General features: G+C 57.9%; 20 protein-coding genes. 8 read left to right on the top strand and 12 right to left on the bottom strand.

The genetic code is table 11. From position 1 onward, the window contains the following. Positions 1–228 precede the first annotated feature (228 nt). Positions 229–1,395, top strand: coding sequence for an acetyl-CoA acetyltransferase (locus ABLQ08_RS06535; RefSeq protein WP_352940310.1), 1,167 nt, complete (start codon positions 229–231; stop codon positions 1,393–1,395). A 447-nt stretch (positions 1,396–1,842) separates the two neighbouring features. Here the strand turns inward: ABLQ08_RS06535 and ABLQ08_RS06530 are convergent, their stop codons facing one another. Next, entirely contained in the window at positions 1,843–2,934 is a 1,092-nt protein-coding gene (locus tag ABLQ08_RS06530) for a hypothetical protein (protein WP_352940309.1), read from the bottom strand. A 128-nt stretch (positions 2,935–3,062) separates the two neighbouring features. Beyond that, complete coding sequence (locus ABLQ08_RS06525) at positions 3,063–3,563, bottom strand: invasion associated locus B family protein (protein ID WP_352940308.1); 501 nt, start codon at positions 3,561–3,563, stop codon at positions 3,063–3,065. 278 nt (positions 3,564–3,841) lie between these two features. Here ABLQ08_RS06525 and cysG point away from each other — a divergent pair, with 278 nt between their 5' ends. The 5 genes from cysG (at position 3,842) to ABLQ08_RS06500 (ending at position 8,673) form a co-directional block, all read left to right on the top strand. After that, the gene (gene cysG / locus ABLQ08_RS06520) at positions 3,842–5,305 is read left to right on the top strand and encodes a siroheme synthase CysG (protein ID WP_352940307.1); all 1,464 of its coding nucleotides are present in this window, start codon (positions 3,842–3,844) and stop codon (positions 5,303–5,305) included. Positions 5,306–5,326: 21 nt separating this feature from the next. After that, entirely contained in the window at positions 5,327–5,626 is a 300-nt protein-coding gene (locus ABLQ08_RS06515) for a DUF2849 domain-containing protein (protein WP_352940306.1), read from the top strand. A gap of 73 nt (positions 5,627–5,699) precedes the next feature. Then, the gene (locus ABLQ08_RS06510) at positions 5,700–7,358 is read left to right on the top strand and encodes a nitrite/sulfite reductase (protein WP_352940305.1); all 1,659 of its coding nucleotides are present in this window, start codon (positions 5,700–5,702) and stop codon (positions 7,356–7,358) included. Continuing rightward, positions 7,345–8,106, top strand: a complete 762-nt coding sequence (locus ABLQ08_RS06505) for a phosphoadenylyl-sulfate reductase (protein ID WP_352940304.1) — start codon at positions 7,345–7,347, stop codon at positions 8,104–8,106. The genes ABLQ08_RS06510 and ABLQ08_RS06505 overlap by 14 nt, the downstream gene beginning before the upstream one ends. Before the next feature lie 33 nt (positions 8,107–8,139). Next, positions 8,140–8,673, top strand: coding sequence for a DUF934 domain-containing protein (locus ABLQ08_RS06500; protein WP_352940303.1), 534 nt, complete (start codon positions 8,140–8,142; stop codon positions 8,671–8,673). A 135-nt stretch (positions 8,674–8,808) separates the two neighbouring features. Here the strand turns inward: ABLQ08_RS06500 and ABLQ08_RS06495 are convergent, their stop codons facing one another. From ABLQ08_RS06495 to ABLQ08_RS06450, 10 genes are all read right to left on the bottom strand, one after another. Further along, positions 8,809–11,049, bottom strand: coding sequence for a xanthine dehydrogenase family protein molybdopterin-binding subunit (locus ABLQ08_RS06495; RefSeq protein ID WP_352940302.1), 2,241 nt, complete (start codon positions 11,047–11,049; stop codon positions 8,809–8,811). 3 nt (positions 11,050–11,052) lie between these two features. Next, the gene (locus ABLQ08_RS06490; protein WP_352940301.1) at positions 11,053–11,514 is read right to left on the bottom strand and encodes a (2Fe-2S)-binding protein; all 462 of its coding nucleotides are present in this window, start codon (positions 11,512–11,514) and stop codon (positions 11,053–11,055) included. Between the two features lie 410 nt (positions 11,515–11,924). Further along, entirely contained in the window at positions 11,925–12,332 is a 408-nt protein-coding gene (locus ABLQ08_RS06485) for an MAPEG family protein (protein WP_352940300.1), read from the bottom strand. Between the two features lie 57 nt (positions 12,333–12,389). Then, positions 12,390–12,773, bottom strand: coding sequence for a VOC family protein (locus ABLQ08_RS06480; RefSeq protein ID WP_352940299.1), 384 nt, complete (start codon positions 12,771–12,773; stop codon positions 12,390–12,392). 180 nt (positions 12,774–12,953) lie between these two features. Further along, on the bottom strand, positions 12,954–13,154 hold the full coding sequence (locus tag ABLQ08_RS06475) for a hypothetical protein (protein WP_352940298.1): 201 nt from the start codon (positions 13,152–13,154) through the stop codon (positions 12,954–12,956). Between the two features lie 122 nt (positions 13,155–13,276). Further along, positions 13,277–14,551: an RNA polymerase sigma factor gene (locus ABLQ08_RS06470; protein ID WP_352940297.1), complete on the bottom strand. Its 1,275-nt coding sequence runs from the start codon at positions 14,549–14,551 to the stop codon at positions 13,277–13,279. Further along, the gene (locus tag ABLQ08_RS06465; RefSeq protein ID WP_352940296.1) at positions 14,520–14,912 is read right to left on the bottom strand and encodes a YciI family protein; all 393 of its coding nucleotides are present in this window, start codon (positions 14,910–14,912) and stop codon (positions 14,520–14,522) included. Before ABLQ08_RS06465 ends, ABLQ08_RS06470 begins: the two co-directional genes overlap by 32 nt. Before the next feature lie 284 nt (positions 14,913–15,196). Then, on the bottom strand, positions 15,197–16,591 hold the full coding sequence (locus tag ABLQ08_RS06460) for an aspartate aminotransferase family protein (protein ID WP_352940295.1): 1,395 nt from the start codon (positions 16,589–16,591) through the stop codon (positions 15,197–15,199). A 27-nt stretch (positions 16,592–16,618) separates the two neighbouring features. Next, positions 16,619–18,025 (bottom strand): glutamine synthetase family protein, encoded by a 1,407-nt coding sequence (locus ABLQ08_RS06455; RefSeq protein ID WP_352940294.1) that lies wholly within the window; start codon positions 18,023–18,025, stop codon positions 16,619–16,621. Between the two features lie 167 nt (positions 18,026–18,192). Beyond that, positions 18,193–18,900, bottom strand: a complete 708-nt coding sequence (locus ABLQ08_RS06450; RefSeq protein ID WP_352940293.1) for a GntR family transcriptional regulator — start codon at positions 18,898–18,900, stop codon at positions 18,193–18,195. Between the two features lie 154 nt (positions 18,901–19,054). Here ABLQ08_RS06450 and ABLQ08_RS06445 point away from each other — a divergent pair, with 154 nt between their 5' ends. Next, the gene (locus ABLQ08_RS06445) at positions 19,055–20,443 is read left to right on the top strand and encodes a glutamine synthetase family protein (protein WP_352940292.1); all 1,389 of its coding nucleotides are present in this window, start codon (positions 19,055–19,057) and stop codon (positions 20,441–20,443) included. 153 nt (positions 20,444–20,596) lie between these two features. Next, complete coding sequence (locus ABLQ08_RS06440) at positions 20,597–21,691, top strand: polyamine ABC transporter substrate-binding protein (protein WP_352940291.1); 1,095 nt, start codon at positions 20,597–20,599, stop codon at positions 21,689–21,691. The last annotated feature ends 64 nt before the right edge of the window (positions 21,692–21,755 follow it).

Raw genomic sequence — 21,755 nt, 5'->3', positions numbered from 1 at the left:
AAGTCCATGCTTGATCTGACTTTTAAAAAATCAATTAATCATCTGAAATATAAAAGCTAAATAAAAAATAATGACGTATAGGTCAATTTCTTCTTGCAAAGCAGCATGGATCTTGGGACTGTCTGGCCCAGCTGAGTTTCCCTAAGGTGGACCCTGCAATTTCTGGCGCAGGCTTGGATCCATAGCTTCCAACCGCCACCTTAACAGAAAGAACCTGGAGGAAGTGTCATGACGGCAGCCATGGTGGGATGGGCGCATATGCCCTTCGGCAAGCATGCGGAAGAAACTGTTGAGAGCATGATCGTCAAGGTGGCGGTTGACGCCATCCACGACGCCGGAATTGCTCCGGAAGATGTCGACGAGATCCTGCTCGGCCATTTCAACGCAGGTTTTTCGACCCAGGACTTCACGGCCTCTCTCGTGCTGCAGGCCGATCCCGCGCTGCGTTTCAAACCTGCAACGCGTGTCGAAAACGCCTGCGCGACCGGTTCGGCGGCCGTCCATCAGGGCGTGCGCGCGATTTCCTCCGGTGATGCTCGTTTCGTCCTCGTCGTCGGGGTTGAGCAGATGACCACCACGCCTGGTCCCGAAATCGGCAAGAACCTCCTGAAAGCCTCCTATCTGAAGGAAGAAGGCGATATTCCGGCGGGTTTCGCGGGTGTCTTCGGCAAGATTGCCGACGCCTACTTTCAGAAATTCGGCGATCAGTCCGATGCGCTCGCCAAGATTGCGGCGAAGAACCACAAGAACGGTGTCAACAACCCGTATGCGCAGATGCGCAAGGATCTGGGCTTTGAATTCTGCCGCGCGGAAAGCGAAAAGAACCCGTTCGTCGCCGGTCCGCTGAAACGCACCGACTGCTCGCTTGTTTCCGACGGCGCGGCTGCGCTCGTACTGACCGATCCGGCAACGGCGCTCGGTATGAAGAAGGCCGTGGCCTTCCGCGGCATGGCACATGTCCAGGACTTCCTGCCGATGTCCAGACGCGACATTCTGAAATTCGAAGGCTGTTCACGAGCCTGGGGGGAAGCATTGGGCGACGCGAATCTGGCGCTGGAAGATCTGTCCTTCGTTGAAACCCACGACTGTTTCACCATTGCAGAGCTGATTGAATACGAGGCCATGGGTCTTGCGCCGGAGGGCGAGGGTGCCCGGGCCGTGCTGGAAGGCTGGACCGAGATGGATGGCAAGCTGCCGGTCAACCCGTCCGGTGGCCTGAAGGCCAAGGGGCACCCGATCGGCGCCACCGGCGTTTCCATGCATGTGCTGACCGCGATGCAACTCACCGGCACGGCGGGCGACATCCAGGTGAAGAACGCCGAAATCGGCGGCATCTTCAACATGGGCGGCGCGGCAGTCGCCAACTTCGTCTCGGTGATGCAGGCGATGAAGTAAGTTGAACCTATCTTGTCTGAACAGGAAAGACCGGCGGTTTTCGCCGGTTTTTTTGTGTGTCACTTTTTGTCATCCCGGTTTGATGCGTCAGCGGCAAAACCGCGATCCAGTACTCCGTGTAACGAGAGATTTTATGATTGCTGACTCAGTAGGTTACTGGATCCCTGCTTTCGCAGGGATGACAATGCGAGGCAAGCTGGCGGAGTAATTCTGCATCGGTTCGGGGATGAGCCGCCGTCAGTTCATTGTGATGGCAGCCGCCGGTTGTCATCCCGGCCAAGCGCAGCGCGAGCCGGGAACCAGTACACCGTTTGGTCGGTGAATTGACAGGGCGGCAGTTCAACGATTACTGGATCCCTGCCTTCGCAGGGATGACAAGATGTTGATACAGCTGTCTCATTTCGATCATCGGAATGGAGGGGAGGGCAGTCCGTCGACGATCAAATCTCAATCAGCAGCCACCGCTGCCGCTGAATAAAACGCGTCATCCGTCAGATCCGGTGGCGAAACCGGGTTGCCTCCGCCTTCGCCGACATACGTATCGGCAACGCCATAGACGAAAATGCCGCCTGCCTTACGTTTGATGAAGGCCACACGCTCCTTCAGCTGATAATCGCCCGCCTCGCAATTGGCGTAGCTGGTGTAAAGCTCCTTGCCGGCTTCTGCGATGCGCTTGGTTCCGGACGAGAAACTACCTTCTTCGCAGGCTTTCTGGGAATCGCCGATGATGATCGACATCAGGTCACCTTCGCTGGTGTAGGTGCCGGGTGCAAAGATATGGGCAACAAGAGTGCGGGACTTGTTTGCGGCAACCGCATGCAGCCCGTTGAGGTCTCCCTCCCGCTGACCGTCGGGTGTGAGCTTAAGTCCTGAAATACCCGCGCCACCCATCAGGTTGAACAGAGCCTGGGTCGCTTCGATGGCAAGCTGCGCTTCGTCGGGTGAAGCGGTCGCCGGCTCGTTTTCTGCTGGTTTGGTTTGTCCAAGGCCGCTGGTGGTTTCACCCTGAGCGGCGTCGGCCATTCCGGGAGCTGCGCCATAGCGGGCGGCATTTTTGTCAACGCAGTCGGCCAGGCGCTTCATCAGCCGGGAGGTGCCTGTCAGGCGAAACTCGTAATTGTTGGTGCCGTCGAAAACATAAAGGACCTGGCCACGGCGGAAGCGGGTGATGATGTAGCCACCTTGAGGCATCTGCATTCGAGCGAGTTCCTTGGAAGTCGCCTTGGCAACACCCTTTTGCCATTCGTCCCGATCAATCCGGTATTGAAGTGGAATGTCTGCCCCCACTTCCATGTTCCAGTCCGGCGATGAGAAGCCAAGAGCCCAGCTGTATTGGGTGTCCACCTGCACATAAAGCGTTATACCGCTGCGATAGCTCGCAGAAGCAACACAGGTGGTGAACAGGCCGCTCTGGTCGTCGGTGAACGCACTGCCGCTCCAGCCGCCCAACCGGAAGGTTTCCACAACTGTAGCGCTCGCCTGTCCGGCACAGCTTGCGGCGAACAGCAGGGCCGCAGTCAGATAATGAAGAAGTCGCATCACTCCCCCCTGATGCCATGGCGGACGCAATCACACATCTTCGCCATTCGATTAGAAAGGCTAAGCGAATTACGTAGCGGCATCAAGGAGGGGCATGCCGTTGGCAGATCTGTGCCTGTCGAACTGGCTTATTGAATCGCGGCCATTGCGCGGCTGAAGCCTGTCAGCGGAACATTGATGGATTGGCGTCGGCCCGCAGCCGGTGCAAAGTCGATCTGCAATTGCGCCCCGGCTTTCATGGCGTCGATCATGCCGGTCGTCGCCTCAGCCGTCAGAAAGCAGCCGCGCTGATCACAGGTGCCGACTTCCAGTTCGCTCATGGGCGTACCGTCCACGGCAAGCTTCACTTTGCCCGGTAGATAGAAACCGAGCGGTGCCTGCATCTGGAAGACGGGTGCGCCATTGTTGGCAGGATAGATGATATCCACCTTGAAAAGCAGCTGTCCGCTTTCCTTCACGCGAACACTCTGGCTCGTTTCACAGATCAGTGTTTCGGCTGATCTGGATTGTCCGGCACAGCGCGTCTGCCAAAGCTCGGCTTGATTGGCTTCTTGTGCGATTGCGGAAGGCGAGGCGACCGGCAGACTGATCAAGGTTGCAAGAACGAGAATTTTTTTCAAAGAGGGCATGTCTTCTGATTTCTTTTTGTGAGTCGAGCGTCCGGTGTCACAGATATCGGGCTGAGCATCATTCGTCACGCACAATCAAGGGTAGGGCGGAATTGTTTAAGGAATATGGAGTTCCTACCACGATGTGAAGCCCGGTCCGCGGGAACGCCAGTTGGTCAAACCAGCATAACGGAAAAAACTATTCCGCTTCTGAGCCAAGCTTTGAAATCCGGTGCCCGGCGCTGCGGCTGGCTGCCCATTACATTAAGGCCATCAAACTGGGATTGGAGACCCTGCAGATGGCTGGAAGCCGTGGCGACATTGCAAAAACACTGAAAAAGCCGGAATCCCGGCTCGACGTGTTTCCTGCATTCATGAAAGTCGCCGGCCGGAGGGTTCTGGTTGTCGGCCATGGTGCGGAAGCTGCTGCTAAGGTCCGGCTGCTTGGTGAAACCAACGCGCGGATCATTGTTGTCTCCCGGGAAATCGAGCCGGATCTTCAGGCGGCTATTGAGCTTTTTGAAGCCGAGCTTGTTTCCGAAAATTTCCGCTCCGAGCACCTCACGGACGCCGCGCTTGTCTTTTCAGCGCGTGAAGACTGGGACCTCGACAAGGAAGTCGTCGATGCGGCGCGAGCTGCCGGCGTGCCGGTAAATGCGGTCGACAAGCCGGAGCTCTGTGACTTTTACACGGGAGCGCTCGTCAATCGTGCGCCTATCGCTGTCGCGATTACTTCCACCGGCGTCGGTCCGGTTCTTTCCCGACATATCCGTGCCCGCATCGAAGCGATGTTGCCGCGGGCGACGGGTGAACTTGCCCGCCTTGCGGAGAATTTCCGTGATGCTGCCACCAGAATGATCACTGATGGTGCACTTCGCCGGAACTTCTGGGCTCGTTTCTTTTCCGGAGCCGTTGCCGCCAATCTTTATGCCGGCAAGTCAGGCAAGGCACGCTCGGAAGCACAGCGCCTGTTGAACAGCATGGCCGACGAGCCCGGGTTCGTCTGGCTGGTTGGTGCCGGTCCTGGTGCAGAAGATCTCTTGACGCTTCGTGCGCAGCGCCTGTTGCAGGAAGCTGACGTCATCGTGCATGACGCCCTGGTTCCGGCAGATGTCGTTGCCATGGGTCGCAGGGATGCGGAACGCATTCATGTCGGTAAGCGCAAGGGCGCGCATTCCGTGCCGCAGTCCGAAATTTGCAAGCTTCTGGTGGATCTTGGCCGTAAGGGCCTCAAGGTTGTGCGCCTGAAAGCCGGAGATCCGATGATTTTTGGCCGGGCCGCAGAGGAAATGGAAGCGCTCCGCGAAGGTGGAATCGGTTTTGAAATTGTCCCCGGCGTTACAGCAGCCTTTGCCGCGGCAGCTTCGGCTCAGATCCCGCTCACCCTTCGCGGAGTTGCTTCCAACCTGGTTTTTGCGACCGGACACAACGCAAAGTCCGAAACCCTGCCGGATTGGGCAGGACTGGCGCTGAAAGGCGCAACTGTCGCTGTCTACATGGGCCGTTCCGTTGCCGCCTCGGTTGCCACGCGCATGATCGGCGCCGGTTTGAAGCCTGAAACCCCGGTTGCAGTGATCGAGAACGCTGCCCACCCGGATGAACGCCAATTCGCCGGAACCATTTCCGAACTCGCGGTTCTGTCGGACCGCACCGAGATCGATGGTCCGGTTCTGATCGTGATCGGCGAGGCCGTCGGCCATGCCGCCCTGAACAATGCTGAGCCCCTGGCGCCGGTTGAAGCGGCCCGGGCTGCAGTCGCCTGACGTAGATAGAGAGTAGACGCGATGAAAGTCATAACCGCCAACCGCCTGCTGAACGGCGATGTTGTCTGGCTTGGAGAAAACGATGCCTGGGTCGAGCGTGTCACGCTTGCCAGGACCTTCGAAGGCAAGGAAGCCGTTGCCGAGGGACTGGAAATCGGTGCGAATGCCGAACGGAACCAGGAAGTCGTTGGCGTCTACGAAATGGACGTGACCGTCGAGGACGGCGTCATCATCCCGGTTCGCCTGCGTGAGCGCATTCGCGCCGCCGGACCGACCACTCATCCGAATTTCGGCAAGCAGGCCCAGGCGGTTTCCGCCTAAGCGAGACAGGAACGAAGGGCAGCGCCCGGGTCTTGAAAAGATACCGACGGCAGCGCCTTACGAGGAGAGAAGAATGTACCGTTACGACGAATTTGACGCGAGTTTTGTCAATCAGCGCACCGAGCAGTTCAAGGACCAGGTCCGCCGCCGTCTGGCCGGTGAACTCAGTGAAGACGAGTTCAAGCCGCTGCGTTTGATGAACGGTCTCTATCTGCAGCTTCACGCTTACATGCTGCGTGTCGCGATTCCTTATGGCACGTTGAACGGCCGTCAGATGCGCAAATTGGCTCATATCGCCCGCACGTATGACAAGGGCTATGGCCACTTCACCACGCGCCAGAACATCCAGTTCAACTGGCCGAAGCTGGAAGACACGCCGAAGATCCTGGAAGAGCTGGCTGAAGTTGAAATGCACGCCATCCAGACTTCCGGCAACTGCATCAGAAACGTGACGGCTGACCACTTCGCCGGCGCTGCTGCCGACGAGATTGCAGATCCGCGCCCCTATGCGGAAATCCTGCGTCAATGGTCTTCGTTGCATCCGGAATTCTCGTTCCTGCCGCGCAAGTTCAAGATCGCCATCACCGGCGCTCCGAACGACCGTGCCGCCGTTCAGGTCCACGATATCGGACTGCAGCTGACCCGTGGTGACAACGGTGAGATCGGTTTTGAGGTCTTTGTCGGCGGTGGTCTTGGCCGCACACCGATGATCGGCCGCAAGGTGCGTGACTTCCTGCCGGAAGAGGACCTCCTGGCCTATTCCGAAGCAATCCTGCGCGTCTACAATCGCTACGGTCGCCGCGATAACAAATACAAGGCACGCATCAAGATACTTGTGCACGAAACCGGCCTCGAAGAACTGAAGGCGGACATCGAGGCGGAATTCGAAAAGATCCGCTACGGTGTTCTGCGTCTGCCGGACGAAGAGGTTCGCCGCATCGAGGCCTACTTCGCCCCACCACCACTTGAAGTCGGGTCCGCAACGTCTGAAGCCGTTGAGGCACGCCGGGGCAAGGATGCTGCCTTTGCCCAGTTCCTGGCGCATAACCTCAACCCGCACCGGGTACCGGGATACACTTCCGTGACGCTTTCCATGAAGCCGATCGGTGGCATTCCGGGTGACGCGTCCGACGACCAGATGGATGTGATTGCTGATCTCGCCGAGCAATACGGCCACGATGAGCTGCGTATCAGCCACGAGCAGAATGTCATCCTGCCGCATGTGAAGCTCGATGATCTGCCGGCTCTCTTCGACAAGCTGGTCGAGGCGGAAATTGCCGAAGGCAATGCCGGTCTCATCACCGACATCATCGCCTGCCCGGGCATGGACTATTGCGCGCTGGCAACGGCCCGCTCCATTCCGGTCGCTCAGCGCATTTCCGAACGCTTCGGAACTGCGGAACGCCAGGCGGAAATCGGTGAGCTGAAGATCAAGATCTCCGGCTGCATCAACGCCTGTGGCCACCACCATGTCGGCCACATCGGCATTCTCGGCCTGGAGAAAAAGGGCGAGGAATTCTATCAGGTGACGCTTGGTGGCTCGGCCAACGAAAACGCATCCATTGGCGAGATCGTCGGACGAGGCTTCTCCTCCGAACAGGTGATCGATGCCATCGAAACGCTGGTCGATACCTATCTTGGCCTGCGGTCAGGCAAAGAGGAAACCTTCCTGGAGGCATATCGCCGGGTTGGGGAGGCGCCCTTCAAGGAGGCCCTTTATGGCGCTGCATGAGACATTCAGTCTGGGCGTTGATCCGGAACTAGGTCTTCAGGCGGAAGTTGCCGCCCTGAATGCACAGTTTGAGGATCAGTCCGCGCAGGAAATTCTGATGGGCGCAATCCGGCATCAGTTTGCCGGGGACATAGCCATGGTCTCGAGCTTTGGTGCGGATTCGGCCGTTCTGTTGCACATGGTTGCTCAGATCGATCCGTCGACGCCGGTATTATTCGTCGACACGGTAAAGCTGTTCCCCGCGACGCTGCTTTACCGCGATGAGCTGGTGGAAAAGCTCGGTCTGACCGATGTACGCACCTTCAAGCCGACGAAAGAAGATCTGGACGAGCAGGATCCGGCCGGCATGCTCTGGATGAGCGACACCGACGCCTGCTGCCACATCCGCAAGGTTGTGCCGCTGGAGCGGGCGCTTTCAGGCTTTGAAGCCTGGATTTCCGGACGCAAGCGTTTCCAGAGTGCATCACGGTCGAGCCTTGAACATTTCGAACTTGATGCGGGCCGGGTAAAGGTCAATCCGCTGGCGGACTGGACGGCTGCCGAGATCCTGGACTATGCCAAGACCCACGATCTGCCGCCGCACCCGCTCGTCGCCCAAGGCTACCCGTCCATTGGCTGCATGCCGTGTACGGACAAGGTGGCACCGGGTGAAGATCCGCGTTCAGGCCGCTGGCGCGGACAGGAAAAAACCGAGTGCGGCATTCACTGGCCGACCCATGGCAAGGAAATCGACGGCAGCGGCATTTGACCGCTGCCTGAACCGGATATTGAGGACGCAAGAATGACAACGATCTACAAGGACGGCGAGTTCGTCGAAGAAAACTGGGCCCGCGTTGATGCCGAAACAGGTGTTGCAGTGGAAGGCAACGCCCTGGTTCCGCAGACCCTGTTCCTGGAAAACGCCGATGAATATCTGGCTCGGGATGGCCAGACGGCAATTCTCGTCGAAGCTGGAGACAACGTCGAACTGCTTCTGCCCTACCTGAGCCGCCTGGCTTACGTTGCTGTGGACTTCCCGAGCTTTGCCGACGGTCGCGGTTTTTCCGCTGCCCGTGTTCTGCGCGAGCAGATCGGTTATGAAGGCGACATCCGTGCGGCCGGGAAATACATTCTCGACCAGGTCCCACTGGCCCGCCGTTGCGGCGTTTCTTCTTTTGAGATTTCCAAGCCGGAAGTCCTGAAAGCACTGAAGGCAGGCGAATGGCCGGAGGTCACAAAGTACCTGCAACCGGTCGGCACCGTGGATGAAATCCCGGTCGGAACCCGTCCCTGGGCTCGCCGGTCGCATCGCGACATCGCGGTCGCTGCCGAGTGATTTGCCACGCTGCTTCATCAAAAGGGAAGCGGCACTGCTGAACAGTTGGCGAGACAAGCGCAGAGCGTCCCCGCGGCTCTCGCCGGCGTTGTTCTTCAAGACCCGGCCACAGGAGACTGTGGCCGGGTCTTGCGTTCAGGCAAAATCGATGAACTTGTTGAACGGCATTTCGCGCAGGCGCGTGCCGGTTGCCGCGAAAATCGCATTGGCAAGTGCTGGAGCAGCGGGTGGCACCGGTGGTTCGCCGATGCCGCGGATCTTGGTTGAATTCTCCAGGCCTTTGACGATGATTTCGGGACACTGGTTGAAGCGCATGCCTTCGTGGTCCCAGAAGTTCTCCTGTTCTGCCATGCCGTCGGAATAAGTGATCTCGCAATTCATTGCATGGCCGAGACCCCAGATAACACCACCTTTGACCATGTTGTCGAACATGACCGGATCGACAACGCGTCCGACATCGGCGGCGACGAAAACCCGGTCGATCCTTATGCCGCTATCCGTGTTGGTGACTTCGACGACTTCGGCAACGGGCACGCCAAATGACGAGACAAAGGCGACGCCGCGGCCCCGGTCCGGCCCGAGTTCGCTGCCCCAACCCGACATTTCTCCAACAGCTTCAAGCACCTTGCGGGCAACATCGTCGTTTGCCAGGCGGATACGTTCTGCCAGCGGGTCCGCTCCGGCCTCGTGAATGAGCTCGTCCAGGAAACCATCGGCAAAGAAACCGTTGGTGGAGGCTCCCACCGAGCGCCAGGAACTGGTTGGCGCGAGGCCTTGAGCACGATAGGCGCGCATGCGGAAATTGGGGATCGCATAGGGGAGGTTCCAGGCACCGGCCGCAAGCTGCTTGTCGGCAGAAGGCGGCATATCGATCGGCTGACGTGACAACTGGGATTCAGCTGCCGACGGAGAAGCGATTTCAAGGTCGTAGGTCTCGACTTTACCGTTCCCGACAGCCCCTTTCATTCTGGCCATCGCAATCTGGCGCGGGAAGTCGTGGGCAAAGTCTTCTTCGCGCGAATAGGTCAACTTGACCGGCACGCCTTTCATTGTCTTCGCAATTTCGGTGGCTCGTTTGACATGTTCGTCCTCGAGCCTGTGACCGAAACTGCCGCCGGCGAACTGGTTGTGGATCTTGACCCGATCAGGCTCCAATCCGGTGATCAGGGCAACATTGTTCTGCACAAAGCGCGGCATCTGGGTCGCGACCCAGACATCGGCATCGTCATCGGTAACCCTGACGATTGCACTGAGCGGCTCGAGCGGCGCGTGCGCCACGTAAGGGGCGCGATACTCAGCCGTCGTCGGTGCAGCGCCGAGATTGGCTTCCACTTCGCCGTCATTGCGCCATTCACTGTCAAGGCGTTCCTCGGTGAAGCTGTCGCCAAGGATTTTCCAGTGGCCGCCCATTTCGGGCGGGTAGGGGGCAGGTCCCCAGTCGAATTCTATGGCACGGGCAGCCTGAATTGCGCGCCAGGTGTTGTCGGCGACGACCGCAACACCGCCGGTAACGGGAAGGATCGACTTTACGCCACGCATCTGTTCGGCACTGCTTGCGTCATAATCGTTCAACTCACCACCCTGACGCGGGTTCAGCATCACCGTTGCATGAACCATATCCGGAAGTTCCAGATCAATGCCGTAGACCTGTGTGCCGGTGGATTTGGCGACGACGTCCAGCCGCTTCATGTCCTTGCCGATCAGACGCCATTCCGATGGGCTGCGCAGCTCGACGTCGTTGACCGGTTCCAGATTGGCTGCATCAGCCGCGAGGCTCGTGTAGGGCAATACGGTTCCGTCCGGCAGAACAACTGCGGCGCTTTTTGTTGTCAGCCTGGCGACGGGAAACCCGGTTTGCCTTGAGGCTGCCAGCTTCAGGGTTTCCCGGGCGACAGCACCAGCCCTGCGAAGCTTGTCGATTGAATCGGGAACGGAACTCGATCCACCGGTCACCTGCATTCCCATCAGCTTGATGACGCCGCCCATCACGGTTCTCATGGTTTCCGCCGTGAAACTTTCGTCCGTCGACATGAACGGCGCACCTTCGGCGGCAAGGGCGGTATTGTAGTAGGCTGGGCTCGGTGCGCCGAAGTCGGTCGTGAACTGACCAAAGTCGACATCCAGTTCCTCCGCGATCAGGGCGGCCTGCATGGACGTTGCGCCCTGACCCACATCGGAATGCGGCGTGATCAGGGTCACGCCGTCCGTGTCGATCTTGACCCAGGGATTGAACACCGCTTCGCCATCGCCCTTGTCGTCAAGCAGCGGGTTGGCATGGGGCTTCTGCACCTGGTAGTAACCGAAAGCGACCCCACCGGCGACGGCGGCTGCACCGACCAGAAAGGCGCGTCGCGTATATTTCATCACCTTGCCCATGACCTATGCTCCCTTCATCGCCCGGGATGCGGATTTGATCGCTTCCCGGATACGCGGGAAAGTCCCGCAGCGGCAAAGGTTGCCTGACATGGCCTCGGCGATTTCCTCGTCCGACGGGTTCGGGTTTTCTGCAAGCAGGCTGGCCGCCTGCATGATCTGTCCGGACTGGCAGTATCCGCACTGGGCCACCTGGTGTTCGATCCATGCCTTTTGCACCGTGTGAAGCGTTTCGGGTGTGCCAAGGCCGTGAATGGTTGTCACCTCGGCCTCACCAACATCCTCAGCAAGGGTTTGACAGGAACGAACGGCAACGCCGTCCAGGTGCACCGTGCAGGCACCGCAGGCCGCGACACCGCAGCCGTACTTAACGCCCTTGATGTCGAGTTCATCCCTCAGAACCCATAGAAGCGGCATGTCCGGTTCTACATCCACTTCCCGGATTTGACCGTCCACCTTGAGTTTCATGCTTGCGTTCCTGTTGCTGGCGTTTGCTACTCAATTCAATAGATAGCGGCGCCCCGGCACATGTCAGGCTTACCTGGTGCCAAGTCCTTGGGAAGCGACCGCCTTTCCGTTTCGCTCATAGGTAATGCAGAACAAGGTAATCGCACTCGCAAAGCGCGCCAAAACGCTCGCGGGACATGACGGGGCAGGTCGGAGGTCACATGTTCGGAAAGTCTTGCACGCTGCAAGCTGTCGGTGAAACCGGGAATGCGCGAAGATTGCGCCCAGGGTCGCGATACGGACGGGAAACAGCGAAAGCAATGGCTTCAGGTCTTGCAAAGCCCCACGCTGGCGCCATGAAGCAGCGTAGGGAAGGTGAGAAACCTATCAACGGATGAAACGATGCATCCGGATCAAGTTGTGTCGTCGGTTCACAATCTCAGGCCAGCAAGGGTCAAAAGGATGTATCCGGGAAAAATCAGCATCGGTGTCATTGTGAAGATCATGCCGATTGATCGACCATGTCCAAAACCGGAGTTCACAAGCGTTCCGTAGTGCATCAGGCGTCCAAGCAACAGCGCGCAGCCTCCGGCCCAAAGCAGCAGGTGAGGTGCACCTGCGATCTCTGCCGCCGCCATGGCGAGCAGGGAAATGGGCACGGTCTCGGTGAAGTTTCCATGCGCACGCATGCGCTTCAACAAGGTCTGATCGCCGCCGTCCAGGAAGTGCGTATCGGTTTGAACGCGGCGAAAACCGACAACTATGGTCATCGGGATCTGGAGCAGCGCAAACAGCGCTATGAAAACGAGAGTTACGGGTAGTGAGGAGACATATTCCATATCAATTTCTCCGGGAAAGGGACGGAGGCCGGTCGAAAGCCGGCCTGCCGGAAAGAGTTATTCAGCCTCAGGCGCCTCGTAGGTGATCAACGCAATCACGCCACCAACGGGATCAATGAGCGTTGCCATGCGGCCAACACCCGGAATGCTCATAGGTTCACTGGCGATGGTTGCTCCAAGCGCTTTTGCCTTTTCAATGCGGGCATCCACATCATCGACCGTGACGTAGGGCAGCCAGCGCGGCGTTTCTGCCGCCATTGGCGGAAAGCCGCCGATCTTTTCTTCGCCATTGGCAATCACCGTGTAGCTCATGCCCGGCATTTCCATCTCTTCCGTGTTCCAGCCGAGCAGGCTGGTGTAAAACTCCTCGGCCTTGGACCCGTCACCGCTGTGCAGTTCCATCCAGCTGAAGGCACCGTGGGTTTGCATCGGATTGCTCATCTCTTTCATCCTCATGTCTGAAATATCGCCTGGAAGGCCCAGGTGATCAGAGGACGTGACGGGATCGGCAAATCCGACAGGGGAAGGAAAATTTTTTGAATATGCTGGAAAGCGGCGGTGCCGGCAGACCTAGGCGTGCAGGCTCAAGATTGCGTTTGGCCACCGCCAAAGCCGGAAAAGTTACTTTTTGTCGTTTTGATCTCGCCGGCTGTCCAGAAGAACAAGAAACAAATTCACGACGCCGAACACCAGGATGGCGCCGAACGCCCAGGCTCCGAAAGTTTTGGGTTCGACACCAACCGGCACATTGAACATCAATACGGCCAGTCCCAGAAGTGCTGCCAGCATGATGACGGAAACGATCGTGCTTCGAAAATTCATAGCAATATCCACTCAACCAGCTGTCGTCGCTGCATGCAAAAGCTGCATGCGTTCGATACCGCACCAGAGCGAAGCATATTTAGGCAGATACCGAAAGCGTCAAAATTCGGAACATGAGTGGATCATGCTCGCTTTTTTGGGTGAGGCAGGAGATTTGCTTTGTCCAGATTCGACAGAATTTTCAGAATGTGCCGGCGTTCGGCGTCGGTTCCGGAATAGTCGAGTGCTTTCTCAAAGGTTTGCCGCGCCTCTTCTGTTTCTCCCAGTTCAGCAAGGAAAGAGCCCTTTACCGCGTAGTAACTCGCATAACGTTCGAGCGGCGCAGCAAGCCGCTCGAGGCGGGTAAGTGCTTCACGCGGCCCGCTCAGTTTTGCCAGGACCACGATCCGATTGAGCGCAACAACCGGGGTTGGCCGGATAACTTCAAGCGCCCGATAGAGCCGGTCGATCTCCACCCAATCGGTTTCTTCGTAATGCGTCGATCTCGTGTGCGTTGCTGCGATGGCAGCTTCGATCTGAAAGGGACCGGGATTGGCCCGCCGTAGCGCGGCTTCCAGAAGAATATTGCCTTCCGCGATCAGCTTCCGGTCCCAGGTGGATCTGTCCTGATCTTCCAGGGTGACCGCTTCGCCGTCGGAGTTCAGTCTGGCGTGCCGTCTGGAATGCTGGATCAGGCACAATGCCAGAAGTCCGCGCAGCTCCGGTTCTTCCGGATAAAGGCGCACCAGAAGGCGGGCAAGCCGGATGGCTTCCTCGCAAAGAGTTGCCCGGATGAGTTCCGGGCCTTGCGACGCGGAGTATCCCTCGTTGAAAACCAGATAGATCGCATTGGCCACAGCTGAAAAGCGTTCTGCTCTGGCCTTCGCGTCAGGTTCCTCATAGGGAAGTTTGGCCGCCTGCAACCTTTTCTTGGCTCGGGTAATGCGCTGTTCCATGGTTTTGGGTTGCACGAGAAAGGCACGCGCAATTTCATCGACCGACAGGCCGGCAACAATCTTCAAAGAGAGCGCAATCTGCTGTTCGCGCCGCAGGACCGGATGACAGCACGTGAACAAAAGCCGCAGGATGTCGTCGCGATAGACGGACTGATCAAGAGATCGGGTCAGTTCGTCTTCCGGATGAGTGCCATCAAACGCCGGTTCCAGGTCCTCAGGTGCTGAGAGCGTTTCCCGGCTCTTCTTGCGAAGAGCATCGATACCGGCATTGCGCCCGGCAACAATCAGCCAGGCAGCCGGGTCCTTTGGAAACGCGTCCCGTTGCCAGGATTTCAATGCCTTGAGCGAGGCTTCCTGAAACGCATCCTCAGCCAGGTCGATATCACCGAAGGCACGATTGAGCGCTGCCAGAACCCGTGGACGGGCCGCTCTAAGATGCGTTGATAACCAGGCGCTCTGCATTGTTGAAATCTGCCCCTTCGAAATATTCAACCGGCCGGATTTCGATGCGTCCATGGTCGAGCGGCAGGATTTTCACTTTCTCTATTGCTTCTTCCAGATTGGGGCAATCAATCAGGTAAAAGCCCATGAACTGCTCCTTTGTCTCGGCAAAGGGGCCGTCGGTGACTACGAAGTCGTCGCTGTCCCTGTTGATCGTGACGGCGGTTCCGGTCGACATCAGTTTTGTTGCCGCAGCAAAGTTCTTGTTGGTCTTGGTATCTTCATGAAAGGCGCCATGTTTTTTCATCATTTCCTGATGCTCTTCGGGCGTGAGTGCATCAATGAAATCCTCGCTGGCGTAAATCAAAACAGAAAACAGCATCTTCAGATCCTCCGGTTCCTATCGCATGGTGACCAAGGAACGTTTTGAAAGCAGCTTAACCGACAGGGGGCGCAAAGAAAACGGATTGGGTCGCCCCCCGATAGGAAGGTAACCCGGGATCAAAGGTCCTCGGCCAGTGCAGGCCGCGATTCACCGCTGTCCGGTCTAGCCCTGACCGAAATGATGAAATCAATGAATGGCTTCTTATTTGTCATCCCGGCTTTCCTCGATGCTCCGGCCGGGATGACAACGACGCTTTTCAGGTCTGATTGGAATAAGCCGCGTTACCCCAGCCAGCCGTCTTTCTTCAGTATCTGGAACGTCTCGTTCAGTGTCTTTTCCGCTGTCTCCACCAGAATATCGGCTTCCTCGTGGCTGAGGACCAGCGGTGGAGAGATGATCATGCTGTCGCGAACGGCGCGCATGACCATGCCATTTTCGAAGGATGTGTCACGGCAGATCGTGCCGACGGTCCCGACATCACGGAAAGGCTTGTGCGGGTCTGTCTTGTCTGGAACGAGTTCCAGCGCTCCCACAAGTCCGGTCATGCGGGCTTCGCCGACAAGCGGGTGATCACCCAGTTTCAGCCAGCGATCCTTCAGATAAGGGCCGATGTCGTTTTTGACCCGATCCACCAGGCCTTCGCGTTCAATGATCTCCAGGTTGGCGAGCGCCGCAGCGGCGCAGACGGGGTGACCGGAATAGGTGTAGCCATGATTGAAATCGTCTCCGGCATTCATCAGACCTTCGGCAACCCGATCGGAAACAAGAACGCCGCCCATCGGCAGGTAGCCAGAGGTCAGGCCCTTGGCAATCGGCATCAGATCCGGCTTCATGCCGAAATAGGTTGATCCGAACCATTCGCCGAGCCGACCGAAACCGCAAATCACTTCGTCGGAAACAAACAGGATGTCACGTTCTTCCAGAATGCGGCGAACCTCCGGCCAATAAGTGTCCGGTGGGATGATCACGCCGCCGGCCCCCTGGATCGGTTCGGCGATGAAGGCGGCAACCTTGTCTTCACCGATCTCGTCGATTGCCTGCTCCAGTTTCCGGGCGGCAACAATCCCGAAATCCTCCGGGCTCATGTCATGGCCCTCACCGAACCAGTAAGGCTGATCGATATGATGAACCCCTTGCACCGGCAGGTCGCCCTGGGCATGCATGGCTTTCATGCCGCCGAGGCTGGTTCCGGCAAGCGTCGAGCCGTGATAGCCGTTCCAACGACCGATGATCACCTTCTTGTCCGGTTTGCCCATCTTGTCCCAGTAGGTGCGCACCATACGGAAGACGGTGTCGTTCGCTTCCGAACCGGAGGAACAATAGAAGACAGTGTTGATATGGTCGGGCGCAAGCTTGGCCAGTTTTTCAGAAAGTGCGACTGCAGGCGGGTGGGTCGTCTTGAAGAACGTGTTGTAATAGGCCAGCTCGTTCATCTGCTTGTAGACGGCGTCGGAAATCTCCCTGCGGCCATGTCCCACCTGGACGCACCAGAGGCCGGCCATTCCGTCCAGGATCCGTTTGCCTTCAGAATCCTTCAGCCAGACACCGTCCGCGCTGGTGATCACCCGGCTGCCTTCCTCTTTCAGCGACTTCATGTCCGAAAACGGATGCCAGTGGTGCGCGGCATCGAGTTCCTGCAGGGCTTTTGTTGGATAAATATTGGAATGGGCCGTCATGGCATGCGCTCCAGGAAATAAGTTGGATCAGACATTGAGCAGGAGATATTCCCGCTCCCAGGGGCTGATCACCGACATGAACGTTTCGAATTCTTCGTATTTGATGGCACGGTACGTGGCGACGAATTTCTCGCCGAAGACTTCAACCATCTCGTCGGAATTCTCGAATTTTGCGACAGCCTCGGGCAGGCCGCGAGGCAGGGATTTGGCGAGCTCGGTGCAGTCATCCGCCTTGGGTGCATCCGGCTTCAAGCCATTGACGATGCCCAGGTAACCGCAGGCCAGACTTGCGGCGATGGAAAGATAGGGGTTCGCGTCCGAGCCCGGTATCCGGTTTTCCAGACGGCGGGCTTCCGGGCTGGAATAGGGAACACGAAGTCCGACAGTGCGGTTGTCATAACCCCAATAGACATTGACCGGCGAGGTCGAGGTTTTGGAAAAACGCCTGTAGGAATTTACAAACGGCGCCATAATGCAGGTGACCTTCGGCAAGTACTGCTGATGTCCTGCAATGAAGGACAGGAACGCAGGTGTCTCCTCTCCGTTTTCGCCGGAGAAGATGTTCTTGCCTGTTTCCTTGTCGATCACCGACTGGTGGATATGCATGGCGGAGCCCGGCTGGTTCGACATCGGCTTCGACATGAATGTCGCGTACATGCCATGTCGCAGCGCCGCTTCGCGGATGGTGCGCTTGAACAGGAACACCTGGTCGGCGAGCTCAAGAGGGTGACCGTGACGCAGATTGATCTCCATCTGCGCGGCGCCTTCCTCATGGATGAGGGTGTCGATCTCAAGCCCCTGATTTTCGGACAGCTCGTAAATGTCGTCGATCAGATCATCGAATTCGTTGAGGGCTGAAATCGAATAAGACTGACGGCCGACCTCGGGGCGGCCCGACCGTCCGGTAGGCGGCTCGAGTGGATAATCCGGGTCGGTATTGGGCTTGACCAGGTAAAACTCGATTTCAGGAGCAACAACGGGTTCCCAGCCCTTGTCGTCATAGAGCTTCAGGATACGTCTGAGAACGTTGCGCGGAGCGGTTTCCACCGGTGCACCCTGCCTTGTATAGGCATCGTGAATGAGTTGGGCAGTTGGATCGCTCTCCCAGGGAACGCTGGTGAGCGTGCTGTAGTCGGCCCTGAAATAGAGATCGCCGTCTGTGGGATTGTGCTGAAAACGCTCGTCGTCTTCCGGATAGTCTCCGGAAATCGTCTGGGCGAAGATCGATGCGGGCATTGTCATGACTGGCCCGGAAAAGAACTTCTCGGTCGGCATCATTTTGCCTCGGGCAACCCCGGCAAGGTCCGGAACAATGCACTCGATATCCTGAATGTTGCGTGCGCTCAGCCATTCTTTCGCGGCGTCGCCGTCGGGAACACCGCGCAGGCTGTCTAGCGGAGTTTGTTTGTCGCCGGCTGACGTTGCAGAAGTCACGAGAAGCTCCAAGTGTTTGGCACCGATGAGATGCCGGGTTCCGTAGTCGGCCGTCCATCGCTGAACGGTAGCCGTGCCTGGTTCGGATTGTAATCGGGCAAGCAACGGATCTAAATGCAAAATTTGTGATCACAAAATGACATGGCAAGACGAAAGGATCAACCGGATCATGCCTTGAGCAGAATTTCCTTCCCCAGCAGTCCCATGCCGTCGGTGATATCGGCCGTGATTGCCGCCCGCAGCGCCGGGCCGTCCTGCTGCTCGACAGCGCGAATGGCCTCCTTGTGCTGGTCAACCAGGTTGGCAGTGCCGACCCGGCCGTAAACAGTGCGCATGAACGGCGCGAATTGCAGCCACAGACTGTCGATCAGCGGCAAGAGCACTTTGGATCCGGATGCCCGGTAGATATAGAAGTGAAAGGCGTGATTGAGGCGCATATAGGCCTCCGCATCCCCGTTGACGAGACGTTGATCGATGTCGTCATCAATCGCCGTCAGGGCTTTGACATCACTTGAATCTAGGCTGGAAAGCGCCAATTCGGCCAGCTCCGGTTCAAGCAAAAGCCTTGCTTTCAGGACCTCGTCAAACCGTCCTCGGGTCATGTCGGGGATTTGAATGCGGCCGTTCGGTTTGACCTCCAGGGCGTTCTCCGCGGCAAGCCGTTGCAGGACCTCCCGCACCGGCATCGGGCTGACGCCCAGCTCAGCGGCAAGTCCCCGTATTGTCACGGCCTTTCCCGGAATGAAGCGCCCGGTCAGGAGACCGGATCGAACCGCCGTATCCACCTGTCCACGGGTTGCTCCGCGTGACGTGGAAGGGGCAGGCGTTGTGGCCTTGGAAGGGCCGGATTTCAATGCGGAACGCCGTACGGCCAACAGAGGTTTCCTCGCAGTGTCTGATCTCGAATTTCGTGATCCGTCTTGACAGGCATTCAGGAAAGTGATCACATTTTTGGAAATGAAGCAAACAAAAGCTGAGACGCGGTCGCAGAGGCGAACCGCGGACACTCGGCCTGAAAGCAGGGGTTAAATGAACGAGCTTCCCCATCAGATCCTGGAACATCCGGCGGAACCCGGGTGGAAGTCCGACTTTGATGCCTTTTTAGCCGCCCATCCCGATCTTGATACCCTGGAAGTCGTGCTGCCGGATACCAACGGTGTCCTGCGCGGCAAGTGGCTGCCGGGCAAAGCGCTTTCGAAGGTGTTTGAGCAAGGTGTCGCCTTTCCCTATTCCCTGTTCGGCCTCGATGTCTGGGGCAGGGAGGTCGAGGCCACCGGCATGCATCTTGAAACCGGTGACAAGGACGGCGTTTGCTGGCCGATCCCCGAAACGCTGAAGCTGGTGCCCTGGACGGATCGCAAGACGGCGCAGGTTCTGCTATCGATGTATGACCGCGACGGGCAGCCGTTCCTGGCTGACCCGCGTCATGTTCTTGAAAACATGGTGGCGCGTCTCAAGAACGAGTTCGGTGTTACCGCGACATGTGCCTTCGAGCTGGAGTTCTATCTTTTCGAAGAGAGCGAAGGTGACTGGACGGAACAGCCCAAGCCGCTGTTTTCCACCCATCTGGGGCCGGCGCGACAGAACATGTACGCCCTGTCGGATCTGGAAGCGCTACTCCCCGTGGTCGATGACTTGCGCAAGGCCTGCGAGGCACAGGGCATCCCGGCGGACGCTGCGGTCTCGGAAGCCGCGCCGGGTCAGTTCGAGCTGAACCTGCATCACCGCCGTAACCCGCTGCTGGCGGCCGACGACGTGGTGCTCCTGAGGCGTCTGGTTGCCGGTGTCGCGCGAAAGCACGAGTTGAAGGCGTCATTCATGGCCAAGCCGTTTGTGGAATGGCCGGGCAACGGCATGCATGTGCACGTCTCCATGGAGGATGAAAACGGCAATCTTTTTGCCGATCCGGACAAGGGGCCCGAACGTCTCGGCCACGCCATCAACGGCCTGATGTCAACCATGCCCGAAGCGCTGCTGTTGTTTATCTCGACCTTCAACGGCTTCCGACGAATGCAGCCCGGATCCTACGCTCCGGCTTCCATCTGTTGGGGATATGACAACCGTTCCGTCGCGCTGCGCGTTCCGGCCTCCAGCCCTGAGGCGGCGCGCGTGGAACATCGTATCGCCGGAGCCGATGCCAATCCCTATCTGGTGCTGGCCGGGATCCTGGCCGGAATGATGGAGGGGCTGGTTCAGAAAAAGGATCCTCCGGCGCCCGTCACCGGCAACGCCTATGAAAAGAAACACAAGCGCCTCACCCCATGGATGGATGAAGCGATCGACGCCTTTGAGGCTTCCGGCCTGATGAAACAGGCCGTGGGAACGGAAATGCACAAAGTGCTCACAGAAATCAAACGGGAGGAATTGAACGAATTCGGGCGGGAGATCTCGTCACTTGAGCGACAGACATATTTGTGACGCGGCATCTGCTCAAAATCGGCGCTGGACAAAAACCGGCTCCACCGCCAAAGTTCGAACCACACAAGGTTTGATGAAACGGAAATGTCCGTTTGCAATCAGGGACAAGGCCGACAACTGGCCGCCGTCAAACCTATAAAGGGGAAGTTGAGAATGACTGTGAAAACATTGTTGACCGGAGTGGCTGCTCTCGGCCTGATCAGCGGTGCGGCATTCGCCCAGGACCGGACCGTGAATGTCTACAACTGGTCCGATTATATCGATGAGTCCATCCTTGAGGACTTTACCAAGGAAACCGGGATCAAGGTCGTCTACGACGTCTTTGACAGCAACGAGGTACTGGAAACCAAGCTGCTTGCAGGCGGCACGGGCTACGACGTTGTCGTTCCAACCGGCAGCTTTCTGGCGCGCCAGATTCAGGCCGGTGTTTTCTCCGAACTCGACAAGTCCAAACTGACCAACATTTCCAACATGTGGAAGGACATCGAAGAGCGGGTCGAAAAGTACGATCCGGGCAACAAGTATTCGATCAACTACATGTGGGGGACGACCGGCATCGGTTACAATGTCGACAAGGTCAAGGCGGCTCTCGGCGACGATGCGCCGGTCGACAGCTGGGATCTGTTGTTCAAGCCTGAAAACCTTGAAAAGCTGAAGGAATGCGGCGTCTTCGTGCTGGATGCACCGACCGAAATGTTCCCGGCGGCTCTGAACTATCTCGGCATGGATCCGGACAGCAAGGATCCGGAAGAACTGAAAAAGGCAGGAGAGCTGCTGAAGTCGGTCCGCCCGAATGTTCAGAAGTTCCACTCCTCCGAATACATCAATGCACTCGCCAATGGAGATATCTGTGTTGCTGTCGGCTGGTCGGGTGACGTCCTGCAGGCCCGTGACCGGGCAGCTGAAGCCGACAACGGTGTCAATGTCGAATACAGCATCCCGAAGGAAGGGGCGTTGATGTGGTTCGACCAGATGGCGATCCCGGCAGATGCGCAGCACAAGGATGAAGCGCACGAGTTCCTGAACTACATCATGCGTCCGGACGTGATGGCGAAAGCTTCCAACTACGTCTACTACGCAAACGGCAACAAGGCGTCTCAGGAAATGCTGAACGAAGACGTCATTGGTGACCCGGCAATTTACCCGACCGAGGACACGGTCAAGAACCTCTACACCACCACTCCTTACCCGCCGAAGGTGAACCGGGTCGTCACCCGCGCCTGGACAGCGGTGAAAAGCGGTCAATAAGCTGACGGAAACCGCCGGTCCTGCTCTTCAGGTCCGGCGGTTTTCATATGACAGGTCTCTAAGG

This window comes from Roseibium sp. SCP14 (genome assembly GCF_040329475.1).
Classification (GTDB): Bacteria; Pseudomonadota; Alphaproteobacteria; order Rhizobiales; family Stappiaceae; genus Roseibium.
Note: the sequence above shows the minus strand (reverse complement) of the source record. Positions and strands in the feature narration are given on the sequence as shown.

Coding starts and splice junctions, on each gene's coding strand:
- ABLQ08_RS06535 (WP_352940310.1), top strand. CDS start 229: ATGACGGCAGCCATGGTGGGATGGGCGCATATGCCCTTCGGCAAGCAT.
- ABLQ08_RS06530 (WP_352940309.1), bottom strand. CDS start 2,934: ATGCGACTTCTTCATTATCTGACTGCGGCCCTGCTGTTCGCCGCAAGC.
- ABLQ08_RS06525 (WP_352940308.1), bottom strand. CDS start 3,563: ATGCCCTCTTTGAAAAAAATTCTCGTTCTTGCAACCTTGATCAGTCTG.
- cysG (WP_352940307.1), top strand. CDS start 3,842: ATGGCTGGAAGCCGTGGCGACATTGCAAAAACACTGAAAAAGCCGGAA.
- ABLQ08_RS06515 (WP_352940306.1), top strand. CDS start 5,327: ATGAAAGTCATAACCGCCAACCGCCTGCTGAACGGCGATGTTGTCTGG.
- ABLQ08_RS06510 (WP_352940305.1), top strand. CDS start 5,700: ATGTACCGTTACGACGAATTTGACGCGAGTTTTGTCAATCAGCGCACC.
- ABLQ08_RS06505 (WP_352940304.1), top strand. CDS start 7,345: ATGGCGCTGCATGAGACATTCAGTCTGGGCGTTGATCCGGAACTAGGT.
- ABLQ08_RS06500 (WP_352940303.1), top strand. CDS start 8,140: ATGACAACGATCTACAAGGACGGCGAGTTCGTCGAAGAAAACTGGGCC.
- ABLQ08_RS06495 (WP_352940302.1), bottom strand. CDS start 11,049: ATGGGCAAGGTGATGAAATATACGCGACGCGCCTTTCTGGTCGGTGCA.
- ABLQ08_RS06490 (WP_352940301.1), bottom strand. CDS start 11,514: ATGAAACTCAAGGTGGACGGTCAAATCCGGGAAGTGGATGTAGAACCG.
- ABLQ08_RS06485 (WP_352940300.1), bottom strand. CDS start 12,332: ATGGAATATGTCTCCTCACTACCCGTAACTCTCGTTTTCATAGCGCTG.
- ABLQ08_RS06480 (WP_352940299.1), bottom strand. CDS start 12,773: ATGAGCAATCCGATGCAAACCCACGGTGCCTTCAGCTGGATGGAACTG.
- ABLQ08_RS06475 (WP_352940298.1), bottom strand. CDS start 13,154: ATGAATTTTCGAAGCACGATCGTTTCCGTCATCATGCTGGCAGCACTT.
- ABLQ08_RS06470 (WP_352940297.1), bottom strand. CDS start 14,551: ATGCAGAGCGCCTGGTTATCAACGCATCTTAGAGCGGCCCGTCCACGG.
- ABLQ08_RS06465 (WP_352940296.1), bottom strand. CDS start 14,912: ATGCTGTTTTCTGTTTTGATTTACGCCAGCGAGGATTTCATTGATGCA.
- ABLQ08_RS06460 (WP_352940295.1), bottom strand. CDS start 16,591: ATGACGGCCCATTCCAATATTTATCCAACAAAAGCCCTGCAGGAACTC.
- ABLQ08_RS06445 (WP_352940292.1), top strand. CDS start 19,055: ATGAACGAGCTTCCCCATCAGATCCTGGAACATCCGGCGGAACCCGGG.
- ABLQ08_RS06440 (WP_352940291.1), top strand. CDS start 20,597: ATGACTGTGAAAACATTGTTGACCGGAGTGGCTGCTCTCGGCCTGATC.